This window comes from Streptomyces sp. NPDC086080 (genome assembly GCF_044540255.1).
Lineage (GTDB): Bacteria > Actinomycetota > Actinomycetes > Streptomycetales > Streptomycetaceae > Streptomyces.
The window spans coordinates 3020-16603 of record NZ_JBITRU010000014.1; the positions used below are offsets into that span (position 1 = coordinate 3020).

The following is a 13584-nucleotide window of genomic DNA, read 5'->3' on the forward strand; positions in this document are numbered from 1 at the left end:
CGTCGGCACGGGACGCTCCGCCGTCGGCACGGGACGCTCCGCCGTCGGCACGGGACGCTCCGCCGTCGGCACGGGACGCTCCGCCGTCGGCACGGGACGCTCCGCCGTCGGCACGGCCTCCGGCGGACCGCGCCGCTTCCGGTTCCCGTCCGTCGACGGGAACCGGAAGCGGCCGCCGCGGCCGTGGCGTGCGGCGGCTCGGGTTACCCGGCGGTCTCCGCCATCCGCAGCAGCCCGGCCATCTCCTCGCGCGCCCGCGCCACCCGGGAGCGGACGGTGCCGATGGGGCAGCCCACCAGGGTCGCGGCCTCCGCGTAGGGCAGGCCCATCACCTGGGTGAGGACGAACGCCTCCCGTCGCGGGGCGTCCAGAGTTCTCAGGATGTCGAGGAGCGCGACTCCGTCGTCGAAGCCGGGCAGCCCTGCCTGCTGGGCGCACTGCGCCCGCTCGGCGGGCACCCGCCAGTCCTCGGCGTCGGCGAGCCGGGGCCGGGCGGCGGCCGCGCGGTGGCGGTCGACGACCACGCGGCGGGCGATGGACAGCAGCCAGGTACGCGCGTACGAGCGGCCGGCGAAGCGCGGCAGCCCGGTCAGCGCCCGCAGATACGTCTCCTGAGCGAGGTCGTCGGCCCCCTGCACGTCGGCGCAGAGATGGGCGACGAAGCGCCAGACGTCGCCGTGCGTGGCGCGCACGAACCGGTCGATCGCCTCGCTGTCGCCGCCTCGGGCGGCCAGCGCCCATCGGGTGATCTGCTGGTCGTCGCGCACGGCGGGGGCCGGGCGCGGGGCCCGTTTGAGGGCAGGGGTCATGGTTGTCGGTGCGGAGGTCATCACAGGGTCCTCGCGGATGCGTGGTGAGCGGCACACCGTCGGGCCGTCGGGCCCGGGGTGCCGCGGGGCATGGGCCGGCGCACGCGGGGCGTGAGACGTCGGACGTGCGACGCGTCACGGGCGCGCCGGTACTCCGCCCGTCACCGAGGAACCGTGAGGACCGCGGAACGGGCGGTCAGCAGCAGACGGGGAGGGCCGGCGGACCTCTGCGGGAGACGCAGTGGAGCAGCGGTGACCTGCGCAGCCGCTGGGCCCGCGGTGCGGTGACGATCCGGCCGGGCGGGAGGCCGGGCGCGATGCGGACCGCGGCCAGGCGGGCGCGGCGCAGCGGCGCGAAGACGAAGGCCGCGAGCGCGCGGCCGAGCCGGAACGCGGCCGCCTCGCCGCGCCAGAGCCACAGTCCGCAGAGCAGGGCGGCCAGGGTGTGCGCCAGCACCATGCCGGTGGTCCAGCCGTGTGCGGACGAGGCACCTGACACGGGCATCGTGTGCATTGCGTGCGTCGCGTGGTCCATGCCCGCCATGCCGTGCGTGCCGCCCGTCCCCGGCGCGGAGCCCATGGGGGACGGCGCATGGGTCAGGGTGAACAGGGTGTGGAGCACGAACTGGGTGATGATCGTCGATCCGGTCACGGCGGTCGCCCCGCGTTCCCGGCCGGTCAGCCACCACGCTCCCCCGGTCGCCGCGGCGAACGCGCCGGTGAGGGTCCACGCCGACGGCGCGGTGCCGCCCATCATGGAGTGTCCCAGCGCCGTCGTCACCACGCACACCGCCGCGAAGATCGCGGCTCGCGCGAGACGGAAGCCGGGCCGGGTGGTCATATCCGGCATGGTGCCAGCCCGTCGCTCACACGGACGCACGGGGGTCCGTTCGGGCGTTTCTGTCCGGGCTCGTCGCGGGTTTCGCCCGCCGCCGTTCCGCGCGGCCGCGGGCGTCACCCCGCCGGCTCTCGGCCGATTCCGGGTTCGGCAGCGGAACGACGGGCGGGGTCCCGGGCCGCACCGGCCCCGGACCCCGCCCCTCGCGGTCACACCGTGACCGTCACGCCTCGCGGGTGCCCTCGTACATCTCCTCGATGAGGTGCTTGTACTCGCGCTCCACCACCGGGCGCTTCAGCTTCAGGCTCGGGGTGATCTCGCCGTGCTCGACATCGAGGTCGCGCGGCAGGAGGCGGAACTTCTTGATGGTCTGCCAGCGCTGCAGGCCCTCGTTGAGCTGCTTGACGTAGCCGTCGACCATCTCGACCGTGACGGGCGCGGCGACGATCTCGGCGTACGGCTTGCCCTCCAGGCCGTTCTCGGCCGCCCAGGCGGTGAGGGCGATCTCGTCGAGGGCGATGAGGGCGGTGCAGTAGTTCCGGTCGGCACCGTGGACGAGGATGTTGGAGACGTACGGGCAGACGGCCTTGAACTGGCCCTCGACCTCGGCGGGGGCGATGTACTTGCCGCCGGAGGTCTTGATGAGGTCCTTCTTGCGGTCGGTGATGCGGAGGTAGCCGTCCGCGGACAGTTCGCCGATGTCGCCGGTGTGGAGCCAGCCGTCCTCCTCCAGGACCTCGGCGGTCTTGTCGGGGAGGTTGTGGTAGCCCTGCATGATGCCGGGGCCGCGCATCAGGATCTCCCCGTCGTCGGCGATACGGACCTCGGTGCCGGGCAGCGGCTTGCCGACGGTACCGGTGCGGTAGGCCTCGCCGGGGTTGACGAAGGAGGCGGCGGAGGACTCGGTGAGGCCGTAGCCCTCGAGGATGTGGATGCCGGCGCCGGAGAAGAAGTAGCCGATCTCGGGGGAGAGCGCGGCCGAGCCGGAGACACAGGCGCGCAGGTTGCCGCCGAAGGCCTCACGGATCTTGGCGTAGACGAGCTTGTCGGCGACGGTGTGCTTGGCGCGCAGGCCGGCGGGGGCGCTGGCGACGCCGGTCCGGCGGAAGTTGTCCTGGGTGACCTTGGCGTACTCACGGGCCACCCCGGCGGCCCACCGGAAGATCTTGTACTTGGCTCCGCCGCCGGCCTTCGCCTTGGCGGCGACGCCGTTGTAGACCTTCTCGAAGATGCGGGGCACGGCCGCCATGTAGGTCGGCTTCACCACCGGCAGGTTCTCGATGATCTTGTCGACGCGGCCGTCCACGGCGGTGACGTGGCCGACCTCGATCTGGGCGGAGGTGAGGACCTTGCCGAAGACGTGCGCGAGCGGCAGCCACAGGTACTGCACGTCGTCGCTCCTGACCAGGCCGGTCGCGGCGATCGCCTTGGCCATGTACGACCAGCAGTCGTGGGGCAGCCGGACGCCCTTGGGGCGGCCGGTGGTGCCGGAGGTGTAGATGAGGGTGGCGAGCTGGTCCTTGGTGATCGCCGCGACCCGCTCCTTGATCAGCTCCGGTTCGGTCTCGAGCCGGGCGGCGCCGCGCTTCTCCAGCTCGGTGAGGGTGATCACGAAGTCGTCGGTGTCGACGCCGTCCGGGTCGATGACCACGACGCGGGTGAGCTCGGGCAGCTCGGCGCGCTTCGCCACGGCCTTGGCCGCCTGCTCGGCGTTCTCCGCGATGAGCACCCGGCTCTGGGAGTCGGACAGGATGTAGGCGGACTCGTCGGCGTTGGTCTGCGGGTAGATGGTGGTGGTGGCGGCGCCCGCGCAGAGGATGCCGAGGTCGGCGAGGATCCACTCGGCGCGGGTGGCGGCGGCCAGGGCCACGCGCTCCTCGGGCTGGACACCGAGCTCGATCAGGCCGGCCGCGATGGCGTGGACCCGTTCGGAAGCGCTCGCCCAGGTGTACGACTTCCAGTCGTCCGGGCCCTCGCCGGAGGCGGGCGGGACCGGGTAGCGGTAGGCCTCGGCGTCCGGTGTGGCCGCCACACGCTCCAGGAAGAGGGCCGCCACGGTCGGCGGTCGGTTCTCGATCAGTGTCTGTGTGTCGCTCACGACGTCCTCCGGGGCCCGCGACGGTGCGGCTGGCTCAGTGCGGCTGGGTTTCCTCGCGTCGTTGTTTAACTCGCGAGTAACTATCGAGCACGGACAGAGTAAAGGCCGACCGGCTCCAACGTAAGGGGCCACGGCCTGTTACTTCGCCCAGAGAGCTACCCGGACCGACGCGCGGGGCCCGCCGCAACCACGTGCGACGGGCCCCCGATCCACCCGGTTCGCGGAGTGACCCGCGGTAACACCCGGTTACTTCTTGCCCTTGCCCGATCCCGCGCTGTCGTCGCTGGAGAGGACCGCGATGAAGGCCTCCTGCGGCACCTCCACGGAGCCCACCATCTTCATCCGCTTCTTGCCCTCCTTCTGCTTCTCCAGCAGCTTCCGCTTACGGGAGATGTCACCGCCGTAGCACTTGGCGAGGACGTCCTTGCGGATGGCGCGGATGGTCTCGCGGGCGATCACCCGGGAGCCGATGGCGGCCTGGATGGGCACCTCGAACGCCTGGCGGGGGATGAGTTCGCGCAGCTTGGCGACGAGCCGCACGCCGTACGCGTACGCCGCGTCCTTGTGGGTGATCGCGGAGAACGCGTCCACCTTGTCGCCGTGCAGCAGGATGTCGACCTTGACCAGGCTGGAGGTCTGCTCGCCGGTGGGCTCGTAGTCGAGGGAGGCGTAGCCGCGGGTCTTGGACTTCAGCTGGTCGAAGAAGTCGAAGACGATCTCGGCGAGCGGGAGGGTGTAACGGATCTCCACGCGGTCCTCGGAGAGGTAGTCCATGCCGAGCAGGACGCCGCGCCGGGTCTGGCAGAGCTCCATGATCGAGCCGATGAACTCGCTGGGCGCCAGGATGGTGGCGCGCACGACCGGCTCGTACACCTCGCCGATCTTGCCCTCGGGGAACTCACTCGGGTTGGTGACGATGTGCTCGCTGCCGTCCTCCATGAGCACCCGGTAGACCACGTTCGGCGCGGTGGCGATCAGATCGAGGCCGAACTCGCGCTCCAGCCGCTCACGGATCACGTCGAGGTGCAGCAGGCCGAGGAAGCCGACGCGGAAGCCGAAGCCGAGGGCGGCGGAGGTCTCCGGCTCGTAGACCAGGGCGGCGTCGTTGAGCTGGAGCTTGTCCAGGGCCTCGCGCAGTTCCGGATAGTCCGAGCCGTCCAGGGGGTAGAGGCCCGAGAACACCATGGGCTTGGGGTCCTTGTAGCCGCCCAGCGCCTCCTCGGCGCCCTTGTGCTGGCTGGTGACGGTGTCACCGACCTTGGACTGGCGGACGTCCTTCACACCGGTGATGAGGTAGCCCACCTCACCCACGCCGAGACCGTCGGCGGACAGCATCTCCGGGGAGTTGGTGCCGATCTCCAGCAGTTCGTGGGTGGCGCCGGTGGACATCATCCGGATGCGCTCACGCTTGTTGAGCTGGCCGTCGATGACACGGACGTACGTCACGACACCGCGGTAGGAGTCGTAGACCGAGTCGAAGATCATCGCGCGGGCGGGGGCGTCCTTGACGCCGACCGGGGCGGGCACGTCGGCGACCACCCGGTCCAGCAGCGCCTCGACGCCGAGGCCGGTCTTCGCGGACACCTTGAGGACGTCGTCGGGGTCACAGCCGACCAGGTTCGCCAGCTCCTCGGCGAACTTCTCCGGCTGCGCGGCCGGCAGGTCGATCTTGTTGAGCACCGGGATGATCGTGAGGTCGTTCTCCATCGCCAGGTAGAGGTTGGCGAGGGTCTGGGCCTCGATGCCCTGGGCGGCGTCGACGAGGAGGACGGTGCCCTCGCAGGCGGCGAGGGACCGGGACACCTCGTAGGTGAAGTCGACGTGCCCGGGGGTGTCGATCATGTTGAGGATGTGCGTGCTGCCCTGGTCGTGGGTCGGCGCCCACGGCAACCGCACCGCCTGGGACTTGATCGTGATGCCGCGCTCACGCTCGATGTCCATGCGGTCGAGGTACTGAGCGCGCATCTGCCGCTGCTCGACCACTCCGGTCAGCTGGAGCATCCGGTCGGCGAGCGTGGACTTGCCGTGGTCGATATGAGCGATGATGCAGAAGTTGCGGATCAGCGCCGGGTCGGTACGGCTCGGCTCGGGCACATGGCTGGGGATCGCGGGCACGCAGGGTCCTGATTCTTGAGGCGTCCGCATACGTGTGCTTGTCCGTCTGCGGTCTCGGGTCGGATCGATACGTAGCTTCCATGGTCCCACGGGTGGCGACCGGGGACGGGTTTGGGCCAGTGAATGGGCCGCTGGTAGTGTGGGGGGCTGTGTCTCATGCCCTCTCAGCGCGAGGCACACCCCAAGAAATCACTCGGCACCGGATCGTGCGGCTCTCGTGCGGCCCCGTGCCAGAACCTGTAGAGGCTCATTCGTGGCGAACATCAAGTCCCAGATCAAGCGGAACAAGACCAACGAGAAGGCCCGGCTGCGCAACAAGGCCGTCAAGTCCTCTCTGAAGACCGCGATCCGCAAGGCCCGCGAGGCCGCCGCCGCGGGTGACGTCGAGAAGGCCACCGAGTACCAGCGCGTCGCCGCGCGTCAGCTCGACAAGGCCGTCTCCAAGGGCGTCATCCACAAGAACCAGGCCGCCAACAAGAAGTCGGCGCTGGCTCAGAAGGTCGCGGCCGTCAAGGGCTGAAACCCTGTGATCTGACCGTCGGCGGGACCCAGGGCGGGCCCTCTCTCATCCGCCCCCGGCCGGCACCCCGAGCCCGTACGCGGCCTGCGTTCGCCACGCGGGTACGGGCTCACCCGCTTCATCCCGAGGGCCCCGCCCCCACCCTTCCCCAGGGTTGGAGGACGGGGCCCTCGGTCTTTTCCCTCAGGAACCGGAACGTTTCCCCCGAGCCCGGAATTCGTCCGCGGCTGACGTCGTCAGGGCCAGAAGCCGTCTGCCTCGTCGAGGTCCTCGACGCACTCGTCGACATCCGTGATCTTGCCGCCGACGATCCTGAAGACGTCGCACCCGGCCTGGTCGAAGGTTCTCTGCCCTGCCGCCCGGCACGTGTCCGGTGCACCGCCCCCACGTGCCCCCGGCCGTCGACGAGGAGGTCACGCAACTCGACCTCGGGCGTCCCGCCGACCTCGCGGGCGTGCCGCCTCCTCCCGGCCGGGGCGGAAGCGGCTCGATCACGGACACCTGCCCCGGGTCCTACGCCCGGCCCCTCGACCGGGCCGCGCGGGCGATGGTGACGACCGCTTTCTCCAGGGCGTACTCCGGGTCGTCGCCGCCGCCCTTGACGCCCGCGTCGGCCTCGGCGACCGCGCGCAGGGCCACGGCCACGCCGTCCGGGGTCCAGCCGCGCATCTGCTGGCGCACCCGGTCGATCTTCCAGGGCGGCATGCCCAGCTCACGGGCGAGGTCGGCGGGTCTGCCGCCGCGCGCCGACGACAGCTTGCCGATCGCCCGTACGCCCTGGGCCAGCGCGCTGGTGATCAGCACCGGGGCGACCCCGGTCGACAGCGACCAGCGCAGGGCCTCCAGCGCCTCCGCCGTACGCCCCTCCACCGCCCGGTCGGCGACCGTGAAGCTCGATGCCTCGGCCCGCCCGGTGTAGTACCGGCCGACGACCTCCTCGTCGATGGTGCCCTCGACATCGGCGACCAGCTGGGACACCGCCGAGGCCAGCTCGCGCAGATCGCTGCCGATGGCGTCGACCAGCGCCTGGCACGCCTCCGGGGTGGCCGACCGGCCGGCGGCCCGGAACTCGCCCCGTGTGAAGCCCAGCCGGTCCGCCGGCTTGGTCATCTTGGGGCACGCCACCTCGCGCGCCCCCGCCTTGCGTGCCGCGTCGAGCAGGCCCTTGCCCTTGGCGCCGCCCGCGTGCAGCAGGACGAGGGTGATCTCCTCGGCCGGCGACCCGAGGTACGCCTTCACGTCCTTGACGGTGTCGGCGGACAGATCCTGCGCGTTGCGCACGATGACGACCTTGCGCTCGGCGAAGAGCGACGGGCTGGTCAGCTCGGCGAGGGTGCCGGGCTGGACCTGGTCCGGTGTCAGGTCACGGACGTCCGTGTCGGCGTCGGCCGCCCGCGCGGCGGCCACCACCTCCCGCACGGCACGGTCGAGCAGCAGGTCCTCCTGGCCCACGGCGAGCGTCACCGGGGCGAGGAGGTCGTCGGATGCGGTCTTCCTGGCCATTGCGGCAAGCATCCCACGCACCGCTGACAACGCCGTGCGCCCCCGCCGCCCCTTCCCGTCCCCCGGGGCTCCGCCCCGGACCCCGTGCGCTGTTCCCCGCGCTCTTGAAGGGCGCGACCCTCAGGGGCGCGGGGAACGGCGTCAACAACCACGACGGACCCGCACGTGCCCGACGTCCCCGGCCCGGGGAGCGGCGGTCACGGCTCCTCCCGCCAGCCCTCCCACTCGGCCACGAACGCGTTGAGCTCGCCGGGGTCCAGCCGCTCCGCCTCGTCGCGCAGGAGGACGAGCCACTGCGCGTCCTCCGCGTCGTCCTCACCGGCGAGGGCATCCCGCACCAGCCGCGGCTCCTCGCGCACCCCGAGCCGTTCCCCGAGGGCCTCGGCCACCTCCTCCGCGGCGTCACGGTCGGGCAGCACCAGCACATGTCGCACGTCACTCACACGGCTCATTGTCCGGCACCGGGGGTCAGGCCCCGCGCCCGGTGTCCCGCACCGTGGGAACCGTGTCCAGGGTGATCCCGAACCGGTCCCGGTAGAGCGCGAGCAGTTCCTCGTCCGTCCCGGCGCCCGTCCCCACCTCCCGCTCCTGCCGGGTCCCGTCCGGCGCGGTGACCGTGAACCGGCGGCCGCTGAGGGTGATCCGGCCCCCGTCGTCGGTGATCCGCGAGCAGACCAGCGACCGGGTGAAGTGGGACGCCGGGGAGGTGCTGTGCCACCACGCCCCGGCCGTGAAGTCGCCGAGCGCCCGGGGCCGCACCTCCAGGCGGTAGACCGGACGGCCGTCGCGGAGCACGTCCAGGTCCGCCGCGTCCACCGTGGAGTGCCCGCCGCGCACCCCCGCCGCGTCGGCACCCGCCTCGACGATCCGGAACGTGCCGCCGGGATCCTTCTGCTCACCCCGCTCCCCGAAGGCGAGCGGCAGATGGAAGTGCGCCCCGAAGCCGACGTCCGCCAGCCAGTCGCCACCGTCCACCGTCCGTACCCGCAGGGCGAGATGGTCGTACGGAATGCCCGGACGGTCCCCGTCCCCGTACACCCGCGCGGCGAGCAGGGTGACGTCGTAGCCGAGCGCGGCGAGCAACGTCCCGAAGGCGCCGTTGAGTTCGTAGCAGAAGCCGCCCCGCCGCGCCTCGACCACCTTGTCCAGCAGCCGTTTCCCGTCCAGCACGATCTCCTCGCCGAGATGGACGGACAGGTTCTCGAACGGCACCGTCCGCAGATGCCGCAGGTGCAGTTCGCGCAGTGCGTCCACGGTGGGCCAGGCGGGCTGTCCGGCGCCCAGACGGTGCAGGTAGTCGTCGATCCGCGTTGCGTCCATGCCCCCAGTCTGACGGGGAGGGCGCCCCGCTGACACGGAGTCGCCCCGGGCCGGTCCGGTCAGTGGCGCGCCACTCGTAGGTCCGTCCTTCCGGCCTCCGCTCCTCCGTTCTCCCCGGCGAGCACCGCCAGCGCCCCGTCCCGGTCGGTCCGCAGCACCGTCGCTCCCTGGGCGCGGAGTGCGGCGACCGTGCCCGGTGCGGGATGTCCGTAGGTGTTGCCCTCCCCCGTGCTGATCAGCGCCAGTCGCGGGGCCGCCCGGCGCAGGAGGTCCGGGTCCTGGTGGGCCGAGCCGTGATGGGCGACCTTGAGAAGGTCCACGGCGGTCAGTCTCCCGGCCGCCGGTGATCTCGCCAGCGCCCGCTGGGACGGGGGCTCCAGGTCTCCGAGGAGCAGCAGGCGCAGGCCCGCCGTGCGGACCAGTATGGCCACGCTGGCGTCGTTCGGGCCGTCCGCCTCCGGGCGGGTGCCGGCGGGTGGCCACACCACCTCCCAGGACAGGCCGCCCGTGCGGCGGACCTCACCGGCGGCGGCGTGGTTCACCGGGATGTGCCGGGTGGCCGCGAGTCCCCGTACGAACGCCGCCTGGTCCGCGGGCTCTTCGAGGGCCGTCGTGTCGATGGCGCCCACGTCGCGTCCGCGCAGTACTCCGGGCAGGCCCGCCACGTGGTCGGCATGGAAGTGGGTCAGTACGACGAGCGGGACGCTGGTGATGCCGAGGGTGCGCAGGCAGCGGTCCACGAGGGCCGGGTCGGGTCCGGCGTCGACGACCACGCCGGAGCCCTCGCCCGCCGCCAGCACCAGCGCGTCGCCCTGCCCCACGTCGCACATCACCATCCGCCAGTCCGGCGGCGGCCAGCCCGTGATCACCCGGGTCAGTGGCCTGGGCTGCGCCATCAGCAGGACCAGCAGCAGCACGCAGGCGCCACACCACCAGGGGTGTGCCAGGAGCCGGCGGCCCACGAGGAGCGCGACCAGGGTGAGCGCGCCGAGAGCCGCCGCTCCGGCCCAGCTGCCGGGCCAGTCCACGCCCGCGCCGGGCAGCGCGGCCCCGGTCCTGGCGACCTGTGCGATCCACTCCGCGGGCCAGCTCGCGCACCAGGCCAGTGCCTTCGCCGCCGGCATCGCGGCCGGCGCCGTGGCCAGGGTCAGGAAGCCCAGCACCGTGGCCGGCGCGAGCGCGAACTCCGCGAGCAGATTGCACGGGATCGCCACCAGGCTCACCCGCGCCGCGAGCACGGCGACCACCGGTGCGCAGAGCGCCTGGGCGGCGCCCGCGGCGGCCAGTGCCTCCGCGAGACGGGGTGGCACCCCGCGGCGGCGCAGTCCCGCGCTCCAGCGCGGAGCGAGGGTGAGCAGTGCGCCGGTGGCCAGCACGGACAGGAGGAAGCCGTAGCTGCGGGCCAGCCAGGGGTCGTAGAGCACCAGGAGCAGGACGGCCGTCGCCAGGGCGGGGACGAGTGATCTGCGGCGTCCGGTGGCGAGGGCGAGGAGGGCGACGGATCCGCAGGCGGCGGCGCGCAGCACGCTCGGGTCGGGCCGGCAGACGACGACGAACGCGAGGGACAGCGCCGCGCCGAGCACGGCCGTGGTCCGCAGGGGGATGCCGAGGCGGGGTGCGAGTCCGCGGCGCTCGGTGTTCTGCGCCAGTCCTGGCGGACCGAGGAGCAGGGCGAGGAGGATGGTGAAGTTGGCGCCGGAGACGGCGAGCGTGTGGGTGAGGTCGGTCTCCCGGAAGGCCTCGTCCAGCTCGGGGGTGATTCTCGCGGTGTCACCCACGACCAGGCCGGGCAGCAGCGCCCGCGCGTCCACCGGCAGTCCGTCGGTCGCCTCCCGCAGTCCGGCCCGCAGCCGGCCCGCCAGCCGCTGCGGTCCCGATGGCCCGCCCACGGTCTTGGGTGCGTCACGGCCCTTCACCCGCAGGACCGCCGCGAACCGGTCGCCTCCGGTCATGGCCGGCGCGAGCCGTCCCTCCACCCGCAGGCGGGTGGAGGGGAGCAGGCCGAGCCAGGGGGAGTCCCGGTCGTCGCCGGGGGACGCGGGCTGTCCGGCCGGGCTCATGTCGACGATCAGCAGCACGGGGGCGCGGGTCTGCCGCGCCGGTCCCCCGGCCCGCCGCACCTGCCGCACGTCCGCCTCGATCAGCACGGACGCCGGGGCCATGCGGTTCCCGCTGACCCTGGGCCGGGTGAGCCGGGGGTCGGCGGTGATCACGGCCTCCGCGGTGACCCGGGCGTACTCCCGTGCCATCTCGGGTACGGGCCCGCGCCGCAGATCCGAGCCGTGCAGCCCCGCGGATCCCGCGGCGGCGGCGACGCAGAGCAGCACGGCGGCGGTCGCGCGGGCAGTGGCACGTCGCCGCTCCGGCCGGCGGCCCCGCGTCACCAGGAGGACTCCGGCGGCGGCCGACAGAGTGCCGAGGATGGTGCCCATCACCCAGGCGGGCGACGCGTGCAGCGTCAGCGCCGCCGTGACCCACGCGGCCAGGGCGGGTGGGACCAGGCGGAGGTCCGGCGGTCCCTCCTGCCTCGGATGAGCGGCCCCGAGCCGCTTCCCGGAAGCGGCGTGGACCGGTCGGCGGGTGGTGGTGCCCGGTGCCGTGCCGGTGGTCCCGTCGCTCATGGGCGTACAAGGTCGCGCAGGTCCGCGAAACGGCGATCGCCGATGCCGTTGACCTCACGCAGTTCGTCCACGGAGCGGAATCCGCCGTGCCGGGTGCGGTGGTCGACGATGTGCTGGGCCAGTACGGGGCCGACTCCGGGGAGGCTGTCGAGCTGCTCCGGCGTCGCGGTGTTGAGGGAGACCGGCGCGGTGGGGCCGGCTGCCGTCGCCGTACCGGGAGCGGCGCCGGAGGCCGTGCCCGGCGGTGGCGGGCCGCCCACGACCACCTGCTCGCCGTCGACGAGGAACCGGGCGCGGTTCAGGGCGTCGGTCTTGGTGCCGGGTCGTACTCCGCCCGCCGCGCGGAGGGCGTCCTCGACGCGTGAGCCGGCCGGCAGGCGGTGGATTCCCGGCTCCCGCACCTTGCCGCTGACGTCGACCACGATCGCGGGGCCGCCGGACCGCGCCGCGCCGGCCGGCGCACCCTGCGGCGCGCTGTCGGCGCCGTCCGCCTGCCGCCCGTGGGGAACGGCGGCCCGCACCACCTCCGGGGGCCGTACCGGCTGGGTCCGGCCGGCCCAGAAGTGCTGCACGGCGAATCCGGCGGCGACCACGAGCAGCACCGAGAGCGCGACCACACTCCGCCGCTCCAGACCGCATCGCGTCTGCACCCACAGCGGCAGGCGCTCCCGCAAGGCGGGCCCCGCCCGCTCCCGGAGCCGCCCCGGCAGCGGTTCCGGCTCGGGCACGCCGTCGGCCGTCTCCCGCTCGCCGGATCCGACCCGATCGGCCCTGTGTGCCGCGCGACCGCCGGGGTACGCCGACGGATGGTCCGCCTCCGCCGGGGCCGGACGCACCGGACCCGCCCGGCGGTCCGCCCGCACCCCAGGCTCCACCGCCACCGCGCGCAGACGAACGGTCGGCTGCCCCCGTACGAACGCACGCCCCACCGGCACAGGACGGTCCCCCACCGGGAAGGGGAGGACCGGCGGAGAACCCGGCGCGAACGATCCCGCCACCGACGCACGGCGACCGGCCACCGCATGATCCGCGGGCATCCCTCGGCCCACCACCGCGTGATCGGCAAGCATCTCCCGGTCCGCCACCGGGTGGGTGCGACCCGGCGGAGATCCCGGCGCGGACGACCCCGCCACCGACCCACGGCGACCCGCCACCGCATGATCCGCGGGCATCCCACGGCCCACCACGGCGTGATCCGCGAGCACCCCCCGGCTTTCCTCCGGGTGGGTGCGACCCGGCGGAGATCCCGGAGTGGACGACCGCGCCACCGGTGCACGACGCTTCACCACCGTGTGCCCGGGCGTCCCCCGGTCCACCGCCACGCCCGGGCGAGCGGGCGGGGGTCCCAGCGCGAACGAAGGCGCCACCGTGATACGGCGGCTCACCGCTGTTCGGCCCGCAGCAGTCCCACGGTCGGTGGCACCCGTCGCACGGGCCGCGGTGGAGCGGTGCCTGCCCTCCGGCCGTGCTCGCGCCGTCGTGCCGCGTGCGGCGGACGCCCCGTCCCCGGACTCCTCATGGTTCACGGCCGCCAACGCGTCGGTTCGACCGGCGTCGCCCGGCCCGTGCGCCGCCCAGCTCGGCACCCGCCTGGTGGCTTCGCCGGCAGCCCCGGCGTCCCCCACTCCACGATCGCCGTCGCCGTCGCCGTCGCCGTCGCCGAACAGTGCCTCCGCCCGTTGTCGGAGTTCCTCCGCCGAGGCGTGGCGGTCCCGGGAGCGGTAGCCGTGGCCCGCCCGGGGTCGGGGCCCGTCGGGTCG

Annotated in this window: 10 protein-coding genes; 1 reads left to right on the top strand and 9 read right to left on the bottom strand. The window is 73.4% G+C overall.

Features of this window, described 5'->3' with window-relative positions; genetic code table 11:
* Positions 1-203: 203 nt before the first annotated feature.
* From ACIF9R_RS18135 to lepA, 4 genes are all read right to left on the bottom strand, one after another.
* Positions 204-830, bottom strand: a complete 627-nt coding sequence (locus tag ACIF9R_RS18135; protein WP_399980776.1) for a sigma-70 family RNA polymerase sigma factor — start codon at positions 828-830, stop codon at positions 204-206.
* A 175-nt stretch (positions 831-1005) separates the two neighbouring features.
* Entirely contained in the window at positions 1006-1650 is a 645-nt protein-coding gene (locus ACIF9R_RS18140; protein ID WP_399980778.1) for a hypothetical protein, read from the bottom strand.
* 220 nt (positions 1651-1870) lie between these two features.
* On the bottom strand, positions 1871-3745 hold the full coding sequence (locus tag ACIF9R_RS18145; protein WP_399980781.1) for an AMP-dependent synthetase/ligase: 1875 nt from the start codon (positions 3743-3745) through the stop codon (positions 1871-1873).
* Between the two features lie 246 nt (positions 3746-3991).
* Complete coding sequence (lepA, locus tag ACIF9R_RS18150) at positions 3992-5860, bottom strand: translation elongation factor 4 (protein WP_399980784.1); 1869 nt, start codon at positions 5858-5860, stop codon at positions 3992-3994.
* A gap of 253 nt (positions 5861-6113) precedes the next feature.
* Between lepA and rpsT the strand changes: the two genes are divergently transcribed.
* Entirely contained in the window at positions 6114-6380 is a 267-nt protein-coding gene (gene rpsT, locus ACIF9R_RS18155; RefSeq protein WP_073931938.1) for a 30S ribosomal protein S20, read from the top strand.
* Between the two features lie 513 nt (positions 6381-6893).
* On the opposite strand, the gene holA is transcribed toward rpsT, so the two are convergent.
* The 5 genes from holA to ACIF9R_RS18180 all read right to left on the bottom strand — a co-directional run bounded on the left by holA (position 6894) and on the right by ACIF9R_RS18180 (position 12714).
* Positions 6894-7883 (bottom strand): DNA polymerase III subunit delta, encoded by a 990-nt coding sequence (gene holA / locus ACIF9R_RS18160; RefSeq protein WP_399980787.1) that lies wholly within the window; start codon positions 7881-7883, stop codon positions 6894-6896.
* A 197-nt stretch (positions 7884-8080) separates the two neighbouring features.
* Positions 8081-8326: a hypothetical protein gene (locus ACIF9R_RS18165; protein WP_399980789.1), complete on the bottom strand. Its 246-nt coding sequence runs from the start codon at positions 8324-8326 to the stop codon at positions 8081-8083.
* 25 nt (positions 8327-8351) lie between these two features.
* Complete coding sequence (locus ACIF9R_RS18170) at positions 8352-9203, bottom strand: arylamine N-acetyltransferase (protein ID WP_399980792.1); 852 nt, start codon at positions 9201-9203, stop codon at positions 8352-8354.
* Positions 9204-9262: 59 nt separating this feature from the next.
* A complete protein-coding gene (locus tag ACIF9R_RS18175; protein WP_399980794.1) occupies positions 9263-11824 on the bottom strand; it encodes a ComEC/Rec2 family competence protein in 2562 nt (853 codons plus the stop codon).
* Positions 11821-12714 carry a helix-hairpin-helix domain-containing protein gene (locus ACIF9R_RS18180; RefSeq protein WP_399981144.1) on the bottom strand — a complete coding sequence of 298 codons (894 nt, stop codon included), beginning with the start codon at positions 12712-12714 and terminating at the stop codon, positions 11821-11823. The genes ACIF9R_RS18175 and ACIF9R_RS18180 overlap by 4 nt, the downstream gene beginning before the upstream one ends.
* Positions 12715-13584: the final 870 nt, after the last annotated feature.